The following is a 19,452-nucleotide window of genomic DNA, read 5'->3' on the forward strand; positions in this document are numbered from 1 at the left end:
CTTGTGGTTCATTAAAAGCACATTGTCTAACCATTTTAGGAGATGGTTCTGCTTGGATTTGGAATCTTGCTTCGAGCTGTTTTCCTCTTGCTCAACAAATTCAAGATTTTTACCATGCTAGTGAATATGTTTCTGATGTTGGTCAGGATGTTTTTGGAGATTCTAAACATGGTTGGCTAAGTGATCGCCTTTCTGACATGAAACGTAGCGCCTGGTCTGATTTTTGGTCGGCGATGAAGGCTCTTCCTCAACAAAATTTAGAATCTCTGCGTATTTTGACTACCTATTTTACCAATAATGCTTCTCGTATGGACTATGGTGATTATTTGCGTCGTGGCCTTTGCATTGGTTCTGGTCTGGTCGAATCGAGTTGTAAACGTATCGTGAGCCAGCGTCTGAAAGGTGCTGGTATGCGTTGGAGTCCCTTGGGTGCTGAAGTGATTGCCCGCCTTCGCGGTTTTCTTTTTGGCAACGAGTGGGAAGAGTTCGTCGCCTTTTGGAATCGTCAATCGTTGAGGACTGCTACCTCACCACTTTAATGTCCTGCACCCCTCCATCAGGAAGATCGACGATTTAGTCCAGGTCATCGTCGCCGTCCTCGTCGTCCTCCTCCAGCCCACCGGCAATCGGCATGTCGGCAATGTAGAGCGTGTTTATCTCTCGCAGAAGACTCTGCTGATGCTCCTCGGCGGCGATCTCCTCACGCGAGAAGCGCGAGCCAATCGTCCCCTGCGAGTTGAGCTTACGCAGGCTCTCCGCCATATTCGTTGCCGCCGCAACGGCAGCTTCCCGGATCACCTCACGGGTCGGGCCGTCGAAGTCGCTGTAGCCCTCCACACGCCCCAGCAGGGTGTCCAGATCGGGCTCGTACTGAATCTCTGGCAGCGGCACAGGAACATCGTAGCCCGCCGCGTTGAGCACCACCTCAGGAGCCACCTCAAACACTGTCGCGATCTTCTCCAGAATCTCCCGGCTAGGCACCAGGTACTTCCCATCGGGCTTGATGCTCCCGTTTTCAAACAAGGTCAGGTAGCTGGCCGAGACCCCAGAGAGCTTCGACAGCTCGACTTTGCTCAGGTCACGCTTGGCCCGCTCGATGCGCAGGAAGCGCGCAAACGCCTTACCACGAGCGACCTCAGCGGGGGAGGCAACAAGATTCAGAGAACGCATGGAGCCATTATCCCTCATTTTTCGTATTCACACAAATTATATTGCAGATAATTCATAGACGTGTTACACTCCACCAAACAACAGTTTACCAAACAACAATACCAAGGACGAATATGAACCGAACACCACTCACTCTCCACCTTGAAGAGAAGCCGCTCCCGCCCGAGGAGCTACAGCGACGCTTCAACCGCGCCACTGTGCTCCTACGCACCGGCTACCGGCGCTGGCAGGCAGTCCAGCCCCCCCCGCCACAACCCACCCACGAAAGGACAACCCGATGAGGCCACCTAAACCACACAAGCCCCTTCGCTGCGCTCTCTACGTGCGCTGCTCCACCGACGACCAAGCCTACGGTGACTACACCACCATTGACTCCCAGCGCGAGATTAACCGTGAGCGCATCCTCCACCTCGGCGGCGAGCTGGTCGCTGAGTACAACGATGAAGGCCGCACAGGCACCAACCTCAAACGCCCCGACTGGAAGCGACTCCTAGCCGATGCCCGTGAGCATAAGTTCGACCGGATCGTGGTCACCTACATGTCACGCCTCGCACGTGGGGAGCTCTACCACGTGGCCGAGTACCTGCTGGCTGAGTGCAAGGTCAAGATCGAGCTCGTGCGCGAGGACTTCACGCCCGACCTGGCAGGACAGATGAGCAAGGGAATCAAGATCGTCTTTGATGGTGCCCTCCCCCGCCAGATCTCCGAGTGGACCAAGACCAAGCAAGGCCAGATGGTCATTCACGGCTACGCGATGGGTGGCGTTCGCCCCTTCGGCTACAGTACAGAGACTGTTCCTGGCATGACACCAAGCATACTCCCAGGCGGCAAGGTCAAACCCGCCCCCAAGCGCTACGTTCCCAACCCCGAAGAAGCGCCTATCGTACTGCGTGCCTTCGAGCGCTTTGTCGAGACCGATAACCTCGGCACGGTGCAGCGCTACCTCCGCGAAGTAGCTCCCACACGCACCTGGACAATTGAGGCCGTGCGCCGCCTGCTCTCCAATCCCATCAGCCGCGGGGCCGTGCGCTGGGGCGTGCACACCAACCCAAATGCTCACGAAGCCATCGTGCCTGACACACTCTGGGAGGCAGCACAGGCACAGCTCGCCGCGCGCCAAGAGAAGCCACTCCCCTCAGGTGGTGAGGGCAGGGAGCTGGGCTACGCGAAGCCCTCCAAGCTTGAAGATGACTTCTGCTACTTCCTGCGGGGATGTGTCCTCTGCGAGCACTGTGGGAGCCGCATGACGCCCGCAAGCCACCACGGGAGCAGCTCACGGGTTCGCTACTACGAGTGCATCCGCTCCGCCAAGACGGGGAAGCCCTGCCCAGTCAAGCGCGTAAACGCCGAGACACTCCAGACCGCCGTCCTCTCCGAGATAGCCCGCTGCGGTGAGCATCCCACCCGCCTAGCGACTTTTATTCGCGAGGCGGCAAAAGCCATGCCCTCAACAGATGAAGCCCGTGAGGAGATAAAGCGACTGGAGCGCAACAAGCGGGAGGCGGAGAAAAAGATCAAGGCAAACCAGATGGCACTCGAAGTGGGCAGCACGAGTGGCACGGTTCTGACCACCTTGGTCAAGCGCCTCGGAGAGCTGGAAGCGCATATCACGGAGATAGAGGGTAAGCGTAAAGACCTGATGGGCCAGATCGCCTCGTTCCAGCACCGCCGTCCGGATGCAGAGGAAGTGGCCTCGCTCTGGCAGCATGTGATGGAAATCTGGGAGTTTCTCTCGGGCGAGGAGCGTACCGAGCTGATCGGGTTGCTGGTCGAGGAAGTAACGATGGTAGAAAAGCAAAAGGCCGCTGTGAGACTAAATCTCACAAGCGGCCCTCTACAGGTTCGTAAATTCGAACCACATGGGTGCGGGGGAAGGACTTGAACCTCCGACCTTTGGGTTATGAGCCCAACGAGCTACCAACTGCTCCACCCCGCGTCGTTGTATGCAAGAGGGAGTATAGCCCCCATAACCAGTTCTGTCAAGGAAATCTTTCACCACCAGACAGGACGGCGATCACTGAGGGTTCCTGGAGTGAGCTGCTGAAGACCATTCGCCGAAAAATCCAATAGCGCGAGGGCGAAGTTGCCGGACTGTGTTCGGACACTCATCGCGAGTTTGCCGCCGTCGGGGCGGAAAGCGGGATGGTGGTAGTCACCAGGTTCGGTGGTAAGGCGACGAGGCTCTTCTTTCGCGTTGAGGTCTATTTTCCAGAGATGTCGCTTCCTGGGAGCATCTTCAAAACTGGCCACGATGAAGCGGCCATCTGGGGAGAATGTGGGGTCACTAGGCAAACCCACAGGACAGCCTTCGAGAGCAATGGCAGCCCCTCCCTTTGCGGGAACGCGCCAGAGAGCGGGCTGGCCCCCTCGATCTGAGACAAAAACGATCCAGCCACCACTGGGAGACCAGGTAGGTTGTGTGTCGTTGCCAGGGTGCTGTGTGAGCCGTCGTGGAGTGCCACCACTTGCCTCAATGATATAGAGTTCGTTGTTGTTATCGCGGTGGGAAACAAAAACAAGGGAGTTATCGTCGGGTGCCCAGGCAGGCAGATCCGCATCGCCCCACTTCGGGTTGGTCAGCCGGTGGGGCCGCGTCAGACTATCCCCGACAGTGAAGAGAGTGAGCTGGTTTTCGTAGGGGGCGACATAGGCTAGGCGTCCTTGGCGCGGGGCACGGGTGGGGCTTTGGGCTCCGACCTCGATATTGCGACGGAGAACCTCAGGGGCTTCCCCGGCCTCACCGATTGTGCAGATCCCCACTCCATCGCGGGCGAAGGTCAAGCGAGGCATACGCAGGCGCCCGTAGTCACGATCTGGCCAGCGGGGAAAGGGGCCAGGTGTGGGATCGGTGAGGATAATAATATCGCGATCTCGACCACGGTTATCGTCCCGGCGGTCATCGCGCTGCTTGCTATCCTCGCGCGTGCGGGAGTCGTTTTTTTCTTCCTTCTTCTTCTCTTCTTTTTTTTCTTCCTGCTTCTTCTCCTCGCGGCCCCGTGCCTGGGCGAAGGCTCCAGCGGAGACAGAGAGGACAAGGCAAGTCAGAATTAGCGTTTTCAACGGCGTGCCCTCCGGTTTGTCAGGAGCGCCCGGGAGTGCGGTGCGCTATCGCTCTCGGTGCTATCGGTGAGGCGGACCACACTGGCACCATCCACAGCATCCATAGAGAAGATATCGAAGTTGCCTGTGCGATCTGAGTCGAAGAAGATTGTCTGGCCATCGGCGCTGTAGCTAGGGGAGTCGTCGTCGAAGTCGTTGCCGGTTAGGCGACGGGGCTCTGAGCCATCGTTGGCGTTGATCGTGTAGATTTCAAGCTTGCCATGCCGATCCGTGGCAAAGGCAATGGTTCCGCCACTAGGAGACCATGCCGGGAAATCGTCGGTGCCCGTGCTCGTGGTCAGGCGTTTCTGGTTATTGCCCTCTACGTTCATACTATAGATCTCGTAGTTACCGTCGCGATTGCTGGAAAAAGCGAGCTTTGTGCCATCGGGCGACCAGGTGGGAGTTTGATCTTGCGCCGTGTTGCTTGTCAGGCGGCGCACATTGCTACCATCGGCATTCATGAGATAGATCTCATCGTTGCCATCCCGATCGGAGACAAAGGCAAGCTGGGTCCCATCGGGTGACCAGGTGGGGTCAGCATCCACTTTATTGTTGTTCGTGAGCTGTGTGACGCTCTTACCGCGAATGTCCATCTTGTACAGATCGTAGTCGCCGCCATCACGATCCGACGTGAAGACAACCTGGCTACGATCCGGGCTGAGTTTTGGTTGAAAATCGCGTGCACTATTATTGGTCAGGCGAGTCGGGTTGACACCGCGGGTGTCCATGAGATAGATCTCGGAGTTCCCGTCCCGGCGTGCGGTAAAGACCACCCGCCCTGGAAAGCGCAGGTCAAAGCCACTGCTCCCTCCACAGCCCGCGAGCGCGAGGGCAACCAATGCCAGCCCTCCCCAAGCACCCCATCGTTTCATACTTTCCAAAGACGTCTCCCCATGCATTTTTGTGACATGTCAGCGAAACCCTCCCGCCAGCGCGACGAGAACAAAAATGGCAATCGTCAGCAACAACAAAATGGTGCCGATCACCCCGAGAATACGCCCCGCCTGCACATTGCCACGCTGGCGCTGATCCATCTCGGGGTGCCGATCTAAAATCTCCAGAGCGCGGTTGGCGTGCAACCAGGCAAAGGGCGAGAAAACGGGAGTCAGTGTCATTCCCAAGATGCCCAGCACCAGGATATTCGTCCCATTAACCTGGGGGGCGAGTGCCGAGCCGGGGCGTCCCTGCTGGCGCTGTGCCTGACCGTAGCCCGGTGCCGCTGCGCTGTGGCCTCCTCCGTAGTCGAGAGTGGGCGGTGGGGCGTAGCTCCCTGCGGTGCTGGTGTAGCTTGGCGGCGGCGGGGGCGGCACGCGTGGGGCGGGCGGGGGTGTCACAACCGGCGGCACCGTGGGCAGTGCCTCAAGCTCCTGGAGACGCTGCGTGGCCTGTGCGTAGCTCGGGTCGAGGGTCAGGGCATGCTCAAAGTGCTGGCGTGCGCCACTTCTATCCCCAGAAGCCTGAAGTGCCAGCGCGAGGTTGTAGTGGTTCTTGGGCTGCTCGGGATCGAGGGCTGCCGTGCGCTGGAACGCCGCCACCGACCCTGATGTGTCCTCTAGCGCCGCCAGAGCACCACCGAGCAGCCGCCACGCCCCCACATCGCTGGCATCCAGAGCGACGGCATCCGCCAGAGCGGCGGCGGCATCCGAGAAGCGCCCCTCCTTCATGCGAAGAACTCCGATTTCGCGTGGTGTTGCCATTGCGACTATGCTCCTATTCCGTGTTCAGTGCGATCTTGTAGGATTGGGATACCGATAAATACATTGCCAGAATGTCCAGGAGAATATTCCAGGTGTTGCCCTGTAGTGCGTCTCGGTAGAGAAACCAGCCACACAGCGGAATAAAGAATACCGCCGATGTCCACCCCGAGATCCGTGCCGCCGTCTGTCCGCCTCGTCCACAGGCTTTAGCGGTCAGAAGCCCCACGAGCCAGCCCGCGCCAAACGCCACGAGCACCCGAAAGGGAAATATCCACCAGATTCCACAGGCGACAATTGAGACCACGGTGGCAACAAAGCCCCCCAGGAGCTTGCGTGCAAGCGGAACCGGGCCACGCTGTCGCTCGATTTGCTGGATTTGAACCTGTGCCTGGCGGGCATCGTACTCCGGAGCCGCTGTCCGCGCGACCAACTGAGCGAGAAGCTCTTTACTGGGCGCATGGCTAGGGTCGGCTTCCAGGGCACGCTCCAAATAGAGCCGCGCTTCATCGTGCCGAGAGAGCCCCTCGCTGAGCGCGACCGCAAGATTGTAGCGGTTGCGCGCCGACGGCTCCAGTGTCTCGGCCTTGCGAAACGCGGAGCTTGCGCTCACCCAGTTCTTCTCCTGGCTCTGTGAAGCACCTAGGAGCTGCCAGGCTTCGGCATCCCCCGGGTCGGCCTCGACCAAGCTCTGAAACGCGGCAGTGGCCTCCGCAAATTGTTTGGCCCGCAGGTGCCCTTTGCCAACATCGTAACGCGCCGTCGTATCATCCATTGTTAGTCACCATTTTACCTCCCCTACCTCGTGGTTGCATCTTCAGCCAGGTAGGGTACGATAACACCATACTCGCTATGAACCAGAAACACACGCCCGCCTTGTTGTGTCTGCCTTTTGCGACTCTGGTCGCTCTGGGCGCTTTGGCACATCCCCAGCAGAAAAAACCGCCTATCACACCACCAAAACAAACACCAAAGCAAGCACTTGCCGGTTCGGAGTTTGCACGCGATGTCGCACCACTGATCAAAAAATACTGCCTGAGCTGCCACACGGCTCCCAAAGGCACAGGCGGGGTAAGCCTCAGTGCGGAGAAGACCTTTGAGGCCGCTCTGAAGAACCGCGCCATCTGGGATAGAGTTGGCCCCGCAGTGCTGGAGAGCCGCATGCCGCCCGCCGACATGCCCCAGCCCACTGCGGCGGAACGAGAGAAGCTTGGGCACACGCTGGAGAGCTTATTTTCACAAGTGGACTGCCAGCTCAACGACCCGGGCCGTGTCACGATGCGCCGCTTAAACCGCGCCGAGTACAACAACACCATTCGGGACTTGCTCGGGGTGACACTGCGCCCCGCCGATGAGTTTCCCAACGACGATGTCGGCTACGGCTTCGATAATATCGGAGATGTTCTCTCGATCTCCCCCCTCTTAATGGAGAAGTATCTCAGCGCCGCCGAGAAAGTGGCGGAGGAAGCCATCGTGCCGCCCGGCGCGGGCTCGCGCCCGCTGCGCATCACGGCGCGGCAGCTTGCAGGTCTCGGCAGCGGAGGGGGCGGCTCGCAAGAGGGATTCGAGCTAGGCCGAACCGGCGACACGGCAACGGCCAGCTTTGACTTTCCCGTGGCCGGAGTCTACACCGTGCGCATCCAGGCCTACGAACAACACGCCGATCCTCGCCCCAGCCAGATGCGAGTCGCACTCGATGGAAAACAGCTCCAGAGCTTTGAGGTTGCCGCGACGGTTCAGATCCCTCAAACGTCGACGCTCACCCTCACGATTGACCAGCCGGGACGCCATAAAATCGGGGCGACTTTTCTTAATAACAACGATAGAGACGCCGAGGATCTCCCGTTTCGCCGACAAGGCCAGGACCGCAATCTCTACATTGGTTTTATTGAGCTTCAGCCGCCCGCCGGGCTCAAGCGCGGCCTGAGCCTCACGCTCCCCAAAGACGACACCGACGCGGCGTGGGATGCGGCGGCGCATAGTATTCTCGATCCCCTGGCAAGGCGTGCCTTTCGGCGCCCCGCGACGCAACTAGAGAAAACCAAGCTCGTCGCGCTGACGCATCTTGCACGAGAAAAGAAAAAGCGTGAGGAGTTTCCGGAGGGCGTTCAGCTTGCTGTGCGCGCAATTCTCTCCTCGCCAAGCTTTCTGTTCCGCCCGGAACCCGATGCCAAACCCAACGATCCTACGGCACGCCGCCTCCTGAACAGCTACGAGCTAGCAACCCGCCTCTCGTATTTCCTGTGGTCGTCTACGCCCGATGAGGAGCTGCTACGCCTCGCGGATCAGGGCAAGCTCAAAGATACCGCCACTCTGGTCGCGCAGGCCAAGCGCATGATGCGCGATCCTAAGGCCGCCGCGCTGGCCGAGAACTTCGCCGGGCAGTGGCTCCAGCTACGCAAGCTCGCCGTAGTCCAGCCCGATGACAAAAGCTTCGGGGAGCCGCTGCGCCAAGCGATGACACAAGAGCCGCTACGCTTCTTCACTAGCGTGGTGCAGGAAGACCGGAGTGTTTTGGAGTTTCTGGATGCCGACTACACCTATGTCAATGCACCGCTTGCAAAGCACTACGGTATTTCAGGAATTACAGGCGATGCGTTTCAGCGTGTCACCCTCAACAAAGGCGCGGAGCAGCGCGGCGGGATTCTCTCCATGGCCGCCGTACTGACGCTCACCAGTAACCCCAGCCGGACATCGCCGGTCAAGCGGGGAAAGTGGGTGCTTGATAATCTTCTGGGGACGCCGCCGCCGCCGCCGCCACCCAATGTCCCCGAGCTGGAAGCGCAAAAAGGCACGGCACAGGCCGAGACGCTCCGAAAGCGGCTTGAGATCCATCGCACCAACCCAGCCTGCGCCAACTGCCACGCGCAGATGGACCCGATTGGTCTGGCTCTGGAGAACTACGATCTGATCGGTCGCTGGCGCTTAAACGATGCCGGAAAGCCGATAGATACCGCCGGGGTTCTTCCCGATGGTAGCAAGTTCAGCGGCCCGAGCGAGCTGAAGCGTATCCTTCTAAAAAAGAAGACGCAGTTCACCCACACACTCACGGATCGCCTGCTGACCTATGCGCTTGGGCGTGGGATCGAGCGCTCCGACAAGTGCAACTTAGACACGATGACAAAATCCGTCGAGAGCAGCAGCTACAAGTTCTCCGCAATTGTCGAGGCCGTCGTCACCAGCACCCCCTTCCGTGAGCGACGCGGCGATGAATCCACTTCCCCCCGCAAATAAATCTGCCTCACGGCGCTGTCGTTATAGGAGAGGTATACTCTAAATCATGAAGACAGACCCATTAGTTTCTCGACGCATGCTCCTTCGGGGCATGGGCACAGCGATGGCGCTGCCGTTTTTAGAGGCGATGGCCTCCGCGCAAACGGGGAAAAAAGCGAGTGATGCACCGGTGCGCATGGCGTTTTTATTCGTGCCCAACGGCATCAATATGAAGCACTGGACGCCGGACACGGAGGGCGCTTTGGGAGTGCTCCCCTCCACACTGGAGCCTCTGGCGGGTTTGAAAGATCACTTTAATGTGCTCACCGGCTTGAGCCAATACGGTGCTGAAGCGCAAAAAGACGGTGCGGGCGACCATGCACGCTCGGCGGCGGCGTGGCTGACAGGCTGCCATCCGCGCAAGACCGATGGGGCCAATATCCAGGCGGGCATCTCCGCCGACCAGCTCGCGGCGCTCAAGCGGGGGCATCAGACACTCTTTCCGAGCTTAGAGTTAGGCTGCGAGCGTGGCTCGATGGCGGGCAACTGCGACAGCGGCTACTCCTGCGCCTACTCCCACACCATCTCCTGGCGCTCCGACACCACCCCCGTTGCCAAAGAGGACAGCCCACGCCTCGTTTTCGAGCGGCTCTTTAAGGTCGAGAACCTGAGCGAGTCGGCGGCGGCACGGGCAAAGCGTCAGCGCTACAACCAGAGCGTCCTAGACTTTATCAAAGACGATGCGACAAGCCTGCAAAAAAAACTTGGGGCGCACGATAAGCAAAAGCTCGATGAGTACTTCACGGGCATTCGTGAGATCGAGCGGCGGATCTCGTTTCTGGAGAAAGCCAGCAAAGCCACGGGCGCGACCGCGGAGAACTTCCAGCAGCGCTTCCCCGCCAATAACAAGGGGGCGCTCGACTATCCGGAGCAGATTCAGCTCCTAGGCGACATGATGGTGCTGGCCTTTCAAGCCGACATCACGCGCATCTCGACGTTCATGCTCGCCGACGAAGGCTCCGGGCGGGCGTACCGCAATATCGGAATCAACGAGGGCCACCATGATCTGTCGCACCATGGCCGCGATGCCGCCAAGCTTGAGAAGCTGCGCAAGATCAACCACTACCATGTCGAGCAGCTTGCCTATATCCTCAATAAGATGCAGAGCATCAAAGAGGGTGACAAGACACTTCTGGACAACACGATGCTCGTCTACGGCGGCGGCATCAGCGACGGCGACCGGCACAACCACAACGACCTGCCGCTTCTTCTCTGCGGGGGTGGTGGCGGTACGATCAAGAGCGGTCGGCACGTGCGCTACGCCGATAAGACACCCATGAGCAATCTTCTGATCACGATGCTAGATCGCTTCGGTATCCCCGGCGAAACCCTCGGGGACTCAACCGGCAAGCTCTCCCAGCTCTTCTAGCCGTAAGCGATGCGGGAAGGGTTTTTAACCTCTTCCCATATCGCCCAAAAGGCTCGCCCCGATGCGCCTAGCGCTTGTACTCGGACTTCTTTTTAAGCCCCACCACGGCCTGATCGCTGCTCTTGCCATACTGCTCCACAACCTCCAGCGTGCCGTCGCGCCGCCAGTGGGGCTCCCCCTTCTTTCCCAATGACCGCCGCCCCGTGCCATCAGGGCGAACTTGGGAGACGTAGCCATCCCCGTCACGTTAGGCCAGCCACTTGCTATCAGGAGACCAGGAAGTCGTCGCTCCCGAGCCGATCTCCTCGGTACGTTTCCCCTGGAGATCAACAACATAGTCCCCCAACAAGTGATACGTCACAAAGCGGCTATCCGGCGAGAAGGCTGCGCTGGAGAAACCGGAGAAACCATTTTCGTTGTTGTAGAGGATGCGCTCCAGCCGCATTCTTACTGCCACTCCCGTTCTTACCGCCACTCCAGTTGCAACAAAGAGACACCGCGCCGGGGCAGGGTAAAGGGTAACGTGACGCGGCCCGCTTCTATCGTCACGCTTGCAGGGGGAGCGAGCTGCTCCAGCTTGCTGGCGGCTTCGAGCTGTGCGTACTGGGCTTTCGTGGGCTTTGGCGGCGAGCCGAGCTTTTGCCAGGCGGTAAACACATTGCTATGCGCCTCATCAATGCGCCAGTGGGTTAGTTTTGCCGCGCCGCGCTGCTTCGGAAGATTCTCTAGCGTGAGGGAAATTTCGGCATCCGGCCCCGCCAGATCATCATCGTGGTAGTGCCAGACGAGCACAGTGGTTTTCTTGCCTGATAGGGCTGCTTGCGAGGAGATGTCGGGCGCGGCGCTTCGTACTCCGTCTTTCATGATCGCATCCAGCGAGAGGCCCACACTGCTGTGCGTGGCGAGGCGCTCGCCGTCCATCTTGCCGTACATCCGAAAGACATTGAGCACCGGCAGCGGCAGGCCGCCGGTGGCGAGCTGACGGAATCCGGCAAAGAGCGGCTGATCTTCAAACGTGAAGGCCCAGGTCAGCGCCCCGGTTAAGTTCACCCCATGCCGATCCGCAAGCTCGTGCTTACGCGCAAAGACGGCGGCGGTGTAACTGGAGAACAGAGTGCTATTTCGATAGCCCAATTGCGGCCCCTGGCACGCCGCGCAGCCATCCGGGTCGGACTCCCCGATCACAATGGGCTTATTTTTCAGCTCCGGGTAGGAGGCGATGATTTTGAAACCGTCGTCAATCGTGCGAAGCTGCGCCGCGATTCCCATGCGCACGTGGCCATCGAGAAATGTCGGTGCGCCCTTGGCGTGGAAGCTCACAAAGTCCAGTGGCGTGTTGTTTTTGAGGCAGTGGGTAAAAAAATCGCGCTGGAACTGCCCCCCGCTGCCCGCCACATCGGAGCCGCCCACGCGGGCTGTCGGGAGCGCTCGCCTCACGGCAGTGATGGCCACATCGTGGAGCCTGCGAAACTCCTCGGGCGTGCCGCGCCAGTAGCCGATATTGGCCTCGTTCCAGACCTCCCACCACCAGCTCTCCACTTCTGACTTACCGTATTTCTTCACACAGTGCATCGCCCACTGGTAGACCAGCTCGCCCCACTTGTCCCAGTCCTTGGGGGGATAGGCCCAGCCAGTGTAGATTTCCTCGTACTTTGCTTTTGGTGTCCACGAATGCTGATACGGCTCGGGCTTCACCGAGAGCGCCTTGGGCATGAACCCGATCTGGACATAGGGCTTGATGTTGTTTTTGAGATACGCATCAAAGATCTTATCCACGATTGTCCAGTCGTAGATAGGGTTGCCGCTGGCGTCTTCCGTGTAGGCATTGGTGCTCCCCCACTTCAGCGCGGGCGTGCCATCGCCGGTGCAGAGCAGGCTGTGCGCTCGGAAAAACACCTGCGGCTTCCCCAGCTTCCCCAGATCACCCAGCAGCTTCTTGCCGTCCTTCATGGTGGCGTAGTTAGGCTCGTCGGCTCCGAAAAAGCGCCAGATCGGCTTGAGGGGTCCTAGACGCTTTGCGGCGTCCACGGTGATCGAAACGTTCATGGGCGCTATTTTATCAAGTTTCTTTGCTAAATCGCCAGAAGCCGTGCGAGAGAAAAATCTGTCCAGTCATCGCGAGGATCGGCGGCGGCTCGGGCGAAGAGCCAGAGGCGTAGGCGTGCAGGATCGAGGTCGGCCAGGTCGGCGAGGCGGTGAATGGTGGTGTCGGGGTTGGAGCACAGGCGCTCGGTGCAGTTGTGAAGGAGATGCTGTGTGGCATCGTAGGTGCGATCTCCCACAAACGGCTTGGGATCAATCACCAGCCACGGCTCGCGCTGGGCGGCCAGAATATTGCTGGCATGCAGATCGGTGGCGAGTAGCACGTCGCGTGGACTGGGCCGCGAGAGCTCTTCAAAAAGACCCAGCCCGACGCGAACAAGCCCCGCGTCGGGCCAGCGGGCTTCGTCGGCGCGGGTTTCATCGCCCCAGAACGTCAGCATCTCCGAGAGCGGACGAAACGGGTGCGGCTCGGTGGGCCTGCGCCAGAGCCGCTTGAGCATCGCCGCCAGTACGACATCTTGCTCAGGTTCGGGGAGAGTCCGTAGCAGTGTTCCCGGCTCGCAGCGCTCCATGAGAAACGCCTGGGTTGTGTCGTCACCTTCCAGCACCCGAACCGCTCCATCGCCTGCCCAGAACCGTAGCCCGGCCAGCTCATCTCGGCTCTCCATTGCGGGCAGGCCGATCTTGAACATTGCTGCCAAACCATCCGCACGCGTCGCGGGAGCCACCCAGGAGCAGCTCACATTCGGGCCACCGAAGGGCTCGCTGAGTGTAAGTTCCCAGCGCTGCGCCAGATCGCTCACGACTCCGGGCAGATTCTCCAGCCAGACGTTCCACTCGGGGTTGTGAGCACAAGTGGCTCTAAGCTGTGTTGGAATAGTCAGGTTCATCGGATATTTCCTTTCGTTGTGCCGAATAGATCCCTCGCTGACCGGAGAGAGTGTAGCTGACGAGACACACTGTCGCCAGAGGGAGCGCGAGTGGTGCGCCGAAGAGTTCAATGCCCATCACGATGCAAGCAAGCGGCGTGTTAGCGGCGGCTCCGAAGACCGCGACAAAGCCCAGCGCCGCGAAGAACGCGGTCGGTTGTCCTGTGAGCTTTGCGAGCGCGGCCCCCAGTGCGGCACCGATACAGAACAGCGGGGTCACCTCACCGCCTTTGAAGCCTGAACCAAGGGTCACGACGGTAAAGAGCAGCTTGAGCGCAAAGGCCCAGAGCACGACGCCGCCGGGAGTGAAGCTCCGCTCGATCAGGGGGAGTCCTAGCCCGAGATAATCGTGCGTGCCGACAATCCAGGTGAGAAAAATCACCACGATGCCCCCCAGTGTGGGCCGAAGCCAGGGCGGGGCAATCCACCGTGTGAGGGTTTGCTGGAGCGTGTGAATCAGCTCGGTGAACGCAATGCTGGTTAGGCCAAACAGTGCCCCGGCAAGAAGAACCCACAGCCAGAGGCTTGGTGTTAGTGCGGGAATCACTCCGATAGAATAGGGATAGTGCCGCGCGCCCAGTGCGCGGCAGACCAGATCACCCACCACCGATGCCACAAAGCACGGCACGAGGCCCGCATAGCTCATCCGCCCGATGCGTAAGACCTCCAGCCCAAAGACGGTGCCTGCTAGCGGAGTTCCAAAGACCGATCCAAAGCCGCCACTGATCCCGCACTGAATTGCGAGCTGCCGGTCACCCTCAGAGAGTCGGAGCACCTGCGCCAGCGCACTACCCAGCGAGCCGCCCTGCTGCATCGCCGTCCCCTCGCGTCCTGCCGAGCCGCCGAATAGATGCGTGATAACCGTCGCGAGCAGAATCAGCGGCGTCATCCGAAACGGCACAGGAGGGCCGGGATCGCGTACCCGCTCCAAGAGCAGATTGCTCCCGCCTGCCACACTTGCACCAAAGCGCTGGTAGACCCAGCCGACCACCGCTCCCGCCACTGGCAGGCCAAAGAGCAGCGCTGGATGCCCCTCACGAAAGCCAGTTGCCCAGGCCAGTGCGTGCAGAAAAATAGCCGACGCCACACCAGAAAGCCCTCCAACGGTTACCCCGAGCAGGCAGCTTTTCAGCAGCGCCTGCAACGCGGAGAGCGGTTTCGGGAGCTGGAGTTTTGTGGGCATCGGGCTATTGTACAACGCCGAGCCGGGCCGTGTTTGGGAACCGAGTTCACCCAAAAGCTGTATCTTGTTTATGTCCAACACTCTTGGGATCTTCGACGACCACGGCGACATCGGCATAGTTGCCCACACAGGCTCTGTGGCTTTCGATTCTGCCCGTGCTACCTACACCATGACGGGAAGCGGTCTTAATATGTGGGCCACGCGCGATGCCTTCCACTATCTCTGGCACGAAGCGTCGGGGGCACTGTCTCTGAGCACTGAGGTTGCCTTCTTGGGCGACAGTGGCGAACCGCACCGCAAGGCGGGGATCGTCTTTCGACAAGACCTCGACGCCGATTCGATCTATGTGGATGCGGTGGTGCACGGCGACGGGCTGACCTCGCTTCAGTTTCGTACTATCAAGGGCGGCCCTACCCAGGAAGTGCAGGCTGCCGTCTCCGCGCCAAAAACGATCAAGCTGGAGAAGCAAGGCGAGTACATTCGCCTCTACACCGACGGTGAGTTCTCAGGCGCGGCAGTCGCGCTGGAGTTCACCGCGCCGTTCTACATAGGTCTTGCCATCTGCTCGCACAACGACAATATGAGCGAGGCGGCGATTTTCTCGAATGTCGAGTGGGGGGTGCCTGCTGACGGCCCAACCGCTCTCTACAGCACGCTCGAAACCATTGCGATTGCCTCGACGGATCGAAAAGTGCAGCTCTGTCAGAAGGCACACTTTGAGGCACCCAACTGGCTCCCGGACAACAGCGCCTGGCTCTATAACTCCAGTGGTCTGATCTACAAACTGCCGATTGGCGGCGGTGGGTTCGAACAAATTGACACGGGCTTCGCGACGCGCTGTAACAACGATCATGGCGTCACGTTTGATGGAAAAACTCTGATTATTAGCGACCAGTCTACCGAAGACCGGCAGTCGCGCATCTACACGCTTCCCGTCACCGGCGGCACCCCGACGCTGATTACTCCCAACGCCCCAAGCTACTGGCACGGCGTCTCCCCCGATGGTCAGACACTCGCCTACTGTGCGCAGCGCAACGGCCAGTTCGACATCTACACGATTCCGATCACCGGCGGCGACGAAACCCAACTCACGAATGTCCCCGGCCTCGATGATGGCCCGGAGTACTCCCCCGATGGAAAGCATATCTACTTCAACTCCGAGCGCACGGGCAAGATGCAAGCCTGGCGAATGAAGGCCGATGGCAGCGATCAGGAGCAGCTCACGTTTGACACGCGCAACAACTGGTTCCCCCACGTCTCGCCGGATAACAAAAAAATGGTCTATCTTAGCTACGAGCCGGATGTGAAGGGGCATCCAGCGGGCAAAGATGTCGAGCTTAGATTAATGGACTTAGCCACCAAAAACATCACGACGCTCGCGAGTTTCTACGGAGGGCAGGGCACCATCAATGTCAACTCCTGGTCGCCCGACAGCCGACAGCTCGCCTTTGTCACCTACCAAAACACCCCAAACTCAAGTTAAGATTAGGTAAGATTCCTCCATCATGACAGCACGTATTCAGCTGCATTTTCAAAAAAACGAGCTTCAAGCAACCGATCGGAATGGAAAGACTATCTGGAAAAAGCGGTTCCCAGACAACGATGTGGTTGGAGTGGAGTGCAGGGGAGAACGTGTCTTTGTGACTCTCACCCAGGGCCTCTGCTGTCTCACACAAGCTTCCGGAAAAGAGATATGGAAAGCTCCGGCCAAGGGCTACACTCGGTATACAGGCAAAGCCACGATATATGAAGACACAGTGATGGTCAGTTTCTGGGCCAGTGGTGCCTACCTCCACTGCCGCACCGATGCCTTTGATGCCACAACGGGCAAGCTGCTGTGGGATGCCGTAGGAGAACTCAAGCAAGTGACGAAGACAAGAGTCGTACTGGAGCGTCGCTTCCCTGTTTTGGACCCGACTCCGCATGAGTTAGTCAGTCATGTTCAACTTGATCGTCGGTCAGGTAAAGAGAGGTAAATCCGAAGTGTCCCTTCGTAAACAATCGCCCCCAACTATCGTCCCGCTCTGGGACGAAGGCGCTCCCGGCTTCGAGAGCCGCAAGGACGAGCCTGAGCTTGCCAAAGACTACTGGGTCAAGAACATCCACAACCCGTCGCTCACAGTGTTTCTGCCGCCCAAAGACAAAGCGACGGGCGCAGCCGTGATTATTGCACCTGGTGGCGGCCACAAAGAGCTGGTCTTCAATGCCGAGGGCAAGGAAGCGGCAGAGTATCTCGCCAGCATCGGTGTCGTGGCGTTTGCGCTGAAGTATAGATTAGCCCGTGAGGAGGGCTCGCCCTACAAGCTCGATGTGCATCCCCAGCAGGATGCCTACCGGGCAATGCGCCTTGTTCGTAGCCGCGCCAAAGAGTGGGGAATTGACCCGAAGCGTGTCGGCATGCTCGGCTTCTCCGCGGGCGGCGAGGTGGTCTCGATCGTGGCGTATGGAAAAGGCGACGGCGATCCGAATGCTCCTGACCCGATTGATCGTGAGAACGGCAAGCCGAGTTTTCAGATGCTGGTCTACCCTGGCGGCTTCGGTATCCCCGAAACCATTCTGCCCGACGCGCCGCCCGCGTTTTTCCTGGTCGCCAACGACGACGGCGCGACTCGGAGTATTATGAATCTAGCAAACAAGTACCGACAGGCAAAGGCTTCGATGGAGGTGCACATCTTCGCGCAGGGGCAGCACGCCTTCAACATGGGCAACCGCTCCAAGCTCACCAGCATCAAAACCTGGCCCCAGCGCATGGCCGACTGGCTCAGTGACAACGGCTGGCTTAAGAAAGCGTAGCGCCACTTAGTAACCACGCAAGGCCAGACGATACGGTACGTAATGGATCAAAAACCCGACTACGACTATAACGGCCTCATCGCCCAAACCTGGGATTTACACCGCACCGAGGCGGAAAACTGGAGCGATAGCGTTTTGTATCGCGAGCTGGCCGAGCGCTACGGCCAACCCGTGCTCGATCTGGGCTGCGCAACCGGGCGGATTGTGCTGCCGTATCTGGAGCGCGGGATAGACACCGATGGCGTGGATAACTCGCCCGAGCTTTTGGAGATTTGCCGCCAGAAAGCCCTGGCGCGTGGCCTCTCCCCGAATCTCTACGAGCAGGACATCGTGACTCTGGCGCTGCCGCGCCGCTACAAAACCATTATCGGCTCGTCCAGTGTCTTCCAGCTCATCACTGACGAAGCGCGGGCACGGCAGACACTCCAGCGGCTCTATGCGCACTTGGAACCGGGTGGGATTTTTGTCACATCGTTTGCCTTCGAGTGGCGAGAGGGCAACCAAGAGCGACTTGTGAGTCGCTAAACCATGTTATCTGGGGGAAGCATGTTATCAGGAGGAAGCATGGAGTCAAGCGCGATCCCGACTTGTTTAAAACCTAGCCGCCCGTAGACCCCCGCGACACTCTCATCGGCGGCGCTAAGAAAGATACACGTGCAGCCGCGTGCGAACGCATCCTGCACCAGCGCCGTGGTGACCGCTCCCGCCAGCCCTTTGCGCCGCCATTCCGATGCCGTACCAATTCCGGCCACTTCCGTGACCTGCCCGACAGGCGAGTGCCCACCCGACGCTACGGGCTTGCCCCCCACAAAGGCCGCGATCACGCACGCCCCCCGCTCCAGCATGCCACGCAGCATCTCCCCCGTAGCCTCGGCGGGATTGCCCCCATACGCGGCAGTGAGCACAGCCTCCACGGGCACGACTTCGGCGAGCGTGATCGGGCGAACCTCGGCAAGGTTGGTTATCTCAGGACGAAAACTCTCGGCTGTCACGACTTGCAGAGGACGCGGCGTGGGCGCGGGAAATCCAGCCTCGATAAGCTGCGCCGCCAGCTCCGGGTTCAGTTCCTTCAGATACTCCCAGCGCGGACGGCGCCCCCGTGCCACAAACGCCGCACGCACCGCCGCAATTTCGTCTAATGTCCCCTCTCGCTCCCCACGCACCGGGCGGGCATAAGAAATCTCAGGCATGTCCGAGTCGCGGCGGAAGTAGAGCAGGTAGGGCCCGATCCGCTCCACGTCGCACGCCTGCGCCGGAGCCGCATCGAGATAGTCGTCAATTTGAGTCAGCATTTATTCTTTCCTTTCCGCACTTTCCGCTAATATCTCGGTCAAAGGATGCTCCCCTAGAGCGATCAGTCCTCGGCGAACATTGATGACACCAGGGCGGTTTAGCTGAAGACGAGCAATGGTCGCCCGCGCGATTGCCGTCTTTGGTAGAAGCAACAGGGCATCATCGCTCCAAGCGCCCGGAAGAAAACTGCCGCCCGGCGCTCTGCCTCTGTCATCTACGCTACCGTAGCAGGACGCAGACCAAGCTGTTGCATCAGAGTTCGCACAGGGACACTGCGCCGCCGGGCAAGTTCCGCGAGATAAACCAGGCGCTGACCATCGCGCTCCTCGATCTCATCAGAGAGGGCGATCAGTTGCTGCTGCTCCTCGGGCGTGAGTGTTTCTGCAGCTCGCTTCTGCAGAAGACTTCGGTAGGTCTGCCAGAACGCCTCCGTAAACCCCTCGCAGATACGCACCTGAAGCTCAGTCGTGGAGAATGCTGCCGGGCCTGGGTCGGGACTCAAAGCAAAAATGACGCTCGCCGGAGCAAGCTCCGGGGTATCTCTCGGAAGACTTCGGCCTGAGAGCCGAAGCTCAAAGGGAACCGGGCATCCTGAGAGATGCC

The 19,452-nt window shown here is 59.5% G+C and carries 20 protein-coding genes, 1 tRNA gene and 1 pseudogene; 9 read left to right on the forward strand and 13 right to left on the reverse strand.

Annotation, left to right across the window (positions count from 1 at the left end):
- Positions 1–539: pseudogene (locus ACH2ED_RS13265) on the forward strand (hypothetical protein); the annotation flags it as partial.
- Positions 540–573: 34 nt separating this feature from the next.
- On the opposite strand, the gene ACH2ED_RS13270 reads toward ACH2ED_RS13265, so the two are convergent.
- The gene (locus ACH2ED_RS13270; RefSeq protein WP_395091821.1) at positions 574–1,170 is read right to left on the reverse strand and encodes a helix-turn-helix domain-containing protein; all 597 of its coding nucleotides are present in this window, start codon (positions 1,168–1,170) and stop codon (positions 574–576) included.
- A 113-nt stretch (positions 1,171–1,283) separates the two neighbouring features.
- Here ACH2ED_RS13270 and ACH2ED_RS13275 point away from each other — a divergent pair, with 113 nt between their 5' ends.
- Positions 1,284–1,451 (forward strand): hypothetical protein, encoded by a 168-nt coding sequence (locus tag ACH2ED_RS13275; RefSeq protein WP_395091824.1) that lies wholly within the window; start codon positions 1,284–1,286, stop codon positions 1,449–1,451.
- Positions 1,448–3,052 (forward strand): recombinase family protein, encoded by a 1,605-nt coding sequence (locus ACH2ED_RS13280; RefSeq protein ID WP_395091826.1) that lies wholly within the window; start codon positions 1,448–1,450, stop codon positions 3,050–3,052. The genes ACH2ED_RS13275 and ACH2ED_RS13280 overlap by 4 nt, the downstream gene beginning before the upstream one ends.
- Here the strand turns inward: ACH2ED_RS13280 and ACH2ED_RS13285 are convergent.
- The 5 genes from ACH2ED_RS13285 to ACH2ED_RS13305 form a co-directional block, all read right to left on the reverse strand.
- Positions 3,031–3,106 (reverse strand) — tRNA-Met (locus ACH2ED_RS13285). The genes ACH2ED_RS13280 and ACH2ED_RS13285 overlap by 22 nt on opposite strands.
- Before the next feature lie 56 nt (positions 3,107–3,162).
- Positions 3,163–4,230 carry a hypothetical protein gene (locus ACH2ED_RS13290; protein WP_395091829.1) on the reverse strand — a complete coding sequence of 356 codons (1,068 nt, stop codon included), beginning with the start codon at positions 4,228–4,230 and terminating at the stop codon, positions 3,163–3,165.
- Entirely contained in the window at positions 4,227–5,144 is a 918-nt protein-coding gene (locus tag ACH2ED_RS13295; RefSeq protein ID WP_395091831.1) for a DPP IV N-terminal domain-containing protein, read from the reverse strand. Before ACH2ED_RS13295 ends, ACH2ED_RS13290 begins: the two co-directional genes overlap by 4 nt.
- A 39-nt stretch (positions 5,145–5,183) precedes the next feature.
- The gene (locus tag ACH2ED_RS13300) at positions 5,184–5,969 is read right to left on the reverse strand and encodes a tetratricopeptide repeat protein (protein WP_395091833.1); all 786 of its coding nucleotides are present in this window, start codon (positions 5,967–5,969) and stop codon (positions 5,184–5,186) included.
- Positions 5,970–5,982: 13 nt separating this feature from the next.
- Positions 5,983–6,741, reverse strand: a complete 759-nt coding sequence (locus ACH2ED_RS13305; protein ID WP_395091836.1) for a tetratricopeptide repeat protein — start codon at positions 6,739–6,741, stop codon at positions 5,983–5,985.
- 77 nt (positions 6,742–6,818) lie between these two features.
- Here ACH2ED_RS13305 and ACH2ED_RS13310 point away from each other — a divergent pair, with 77 nt between their 5' ends.
- Both ACH2ED_RS13310 and ACH2ED_RS13315 read left to right on the forward strand, forming a co-directional pair.
- Positions 6,819–9,200 carry a DUF1592 domain-containing protein gene (locus ACH2ED_RS13310; protein ID WP_395091839.1) on the forward strand — a complete coding sequence of 794 codons (2,382 nt, stop codon included), beginning with the start codon at positions 6,819–6,821 and terminating at the stop codon, positions 9,198–9,200.
- 46 nt (positions 9,201–9,246) lie between these two features.
- Complete coding sequence (locus ACH2ED_RS13315; protein WP_395091842.1) at positions 9,247–10,608, forward strand: DUF1552 domain-containing protein; 1,362 nt, start codon at positions 9,247–9,249, stop codon at positions 10,606–10,608.
- Between the two features lie 67 nt (positions 10,609–10,675).
- Here ACH2ED_RS13315 and ACH2ED_RS13320 read toward each other — a convergent pair whose 3' ends face one another.
- The 5 genes from ACH2ED_RS13320 to ACH2ED_RS13340 are packed head-to-tail and all read right to left on the reverse strand — an operon-like array spanning position 10,676 to position 14,763.
- A complete protein-coding gene (locus ACH2ED_RS13320; protein WP_395091845.1) occupies positions 10,676–10,798 on the reverse strand; it encodes a hypothetical protein in 123 nt (40 codons plus the stop codon).
- Positions 10,799–10,855: 57 nt separating this feature from the next.
- Positions 10,856–11,065 (reverse strand): hypothetical protein, encoded by a 210-nt coding sequence (locus ACH2ED_RS13325; RefSeq protein WP_395091846.1) that lies wholly within the window; start codon positions 11,063–11,065, stop codon positions 10,856–10,858.
- Positions 11,066–11,073: 8 nt separating this feature from the next.
- Entirely contained in the window at positions 11,074–12,654 is a 1,581-nt protein-coding gene (locus tag ACH2ED_RS13330; RefSeq protein WP_395091849.1) for a beta-xylosidase, read from the reverse strand.
- 26 nt (positions 12,655–12,680) lie between these two features.
- Complete coding sequence (locus tag ACH2ED_RS13335; protein WP_395091851.1) at positions 12,681–13,541, reverse strand: aminoglycoside phosphotransferase family protein; 861 nt, start codon at positions 13,539–13,541, stop codon at positions 12,681–12,683.
- A complete protein-coding gene (locus ACH2ED_RS13340) occupies positions 13,513–14,763 on the reverse strand; it encodes a chloride channel protein (protein WP_395091854.1) in 1,251 nt (416 codons plus the stop codon). The genes ACH2ED_RS13335 and ACH2ED_RS13340 overlap by 29 nt, the downstream gene beginning before the upstream one ends.
- Before the next feature lie 70 nt (positions 14,764–14,833).
- Between ACH2ED_RS13340 and ACH2ED_RS13345 the strand changes: the two genes are divergently transcribed.
- From ACH2ED_RS13345 to ACH2ED_RS13360, 4 genes are read left to right on the forward strand one after another with little or no spacing between them, the layout of a single operon-like run.
- Positions 14,834–16,246: a TolB family protein gene (locus ACH2ED_RS13345; protein ID WP_395091857.1), complete on the forward strand. Its 1,413-nt coding sequence runs from the start codon at positions 14,834–14,836 to the stop codon at positions 16,244–16,246.
- Between the two features lie 22 nt (positions 16,247–16,268).
- Positions 16,269–16,739, forward strand: coding sequence for a PQQ-binding-like beta-propeller repeat protein (locus tag ACH2ED_RS13350; RefSeq protein WP_395091859.1), 471 nt, complete (start codon positions 16,269–16,271; stop codon positions 16,737–16,739).
- A 7-nt stretch (positions 16,740–16,746) separates the two neighbouring features.
- On the forward strand, positions 16,747–17,556 hold the full coding sequence (locus ACH2ED_RS13355) for an alpha/beta hydrolase (RefSeq protein ID WP_395091862.1): 810 nt from the start codon (positions 16,747–16,749) through the stop codon (positions 17,554–17,556).
- Between the two features lie 42 nt (positions 17,557–17,598).
- On the forward strand, positions 17,599–18,081 hold the full coding sequence (locus tag ACH2ED_RS13360; RefSeq protein WP_395091865.1) for a class I SAM-dependent DNA methyltransferase: 483 nt from the start codon (positions 17,599–17,601) through the stop codon (positions 18,079–18,081).
- Here ACH2ED_RS13360 and ACH2ED_RS13365 read toward each other — a convergent pair.
- Entirely contained in the window at positions 18,078–18,848 is a 771-nt protein-coding gene (locus tag ACH2ED_RS13365; protein ID WP_395091868.1) for a GNAT family N-acetyltransferase, read from the reverse strand. The genes ACH2ED_RS13360 and ACH2ED_RS13365 overlap by 4 nt on opposite strands.
- Before the next feature lie 215 nt (positions 18,849–19,063).
- Positions 19,064–19,452 (reverse strand): hypothetical protein (locus ACH2ED_RS13370; protein WP_395091871.1); only part of this gene is annotated, 389 nt, incomplete at its 5' end.

The organism is Armatimonas sp. (genome assembly GCF_043757465.1).
Taxonomy (GTDB): Bacteria; Armatimonadota; Armatimonadia; order Armatimonadales; family Armatimonadaceae; genus Armatimonas.

Excerpts from the sequence above, each read along its gene's own strand:
- ACH2ED_RS13295 (WP_395091831.1), bottom strand. The coding sequence starts at position 5,144 with ATGAAACGATGGGGTGCTTGGGGAGGGCTGGCATTGGTTGCCCTCGCG.
- ACH2ED_RS13280 (WP_395091826.1), top strand. The coding sequence starts at position 1,448 with ATGAGGCCACCTAAACCACACAAGCCCCTTCGCTGCGCTCTCTACGTG.
- ACH2ED_RS13310 (WP_395091839.1), top strand. The coding sequence starts at position 6,819 with ATGAACCAGAAACACACGCCCGCCTTGTTGTGTCTGCCTTTTGCGACT.
- ACH2ED_RS13330 (WP_395091849.1), bottom strand. The coding sequence starts at position 12,654 with ATGAACGTTTCGATCACCGTGGACGCCGCAAAGCGTCTAGGACCCCTC.
- ACH2ED_RS13305 (WP_395091836.1), bottom strand. The coding sequence starts at position 6,741 with ATGGATGATACGACGGCGCGTTACGATGTTGGCAAAGGGCACCTGCGG.
- ACH2ED_RS13340 (WP_395091854.1), bottom strand. The coding sequence starts at position 14,763 with ATGCCCACAAAACTCCAGCTCCCGAAACCGCTCTCCGCGTTGCAGGCG.
- ACH2ED_RS13365 (WP_395091868.1), bottom strand. The coding sequence starts at position 18,848 with ATGCTGACTCAAATTGACGACTATCTCGATGCGGCTCCGGCGCAGGCG.
- ACH2ED_RS13315 (WP_395091842.1), top strand. The coding sequence starts at position 9,247 with ATGAAGACAGACCCATTAGTTTCTCGACGCATGCTCCTTCGGGGCATG.
- ACH2ED_RS13275 (WP_395091824.1), top strand. The coding sequence starts at position 1,284 with ATGAACCGAACACCACTCACTCTCCACCTTGAAGAGAAGCCGCTCCCG.
- ACH2ED_RS13335 (WP_395091851.1), bottom strand. The coding sequence starts at position 13,541 with ATGAACCTGACTATTCCAACACAGCTTAGAGCCACTTGTGCTCACAAC.
- ACH2ED_RS13270 (WP_395091821.1), bottom strand. The coding sequence starts at position 1,170 with ATGCGTTCTCTGAATCTTGTTGCCTCCCCCGCTGAGGTCGCTCGTGGT.
- ACH2ED_RS13360 (WP_395091865.1), top strand. The coding sequence starts at position 17,599 with ATGGATCAAAAACCCGACTACGACTATAACGGCCTCATCGCCCAAACC.
- ACH2ED_RS13345 (WP_395091857.1), top strand. The coding sequence starts at position 14,834 with ATGTCCAACACTCTTGGGATCTTCGACGACCACGGCGACATCGGCATA.
- ACH2ED_RS13300 (WP_395091833.1), bottom strand. The coding sequence starts at position 5,969 with ATGGCAACACCACGCGAAATCGGAGTTCTTCGCATGAAGGAGGGGCGC.
- ACH2ED_RS13350 (WP_395091859.1), top strand. The coding sequence starts at position 16,269 with ATGACAGCACGTATTCAGCTGCATTTTCAAAAAAACGAGCTTCAAGCA.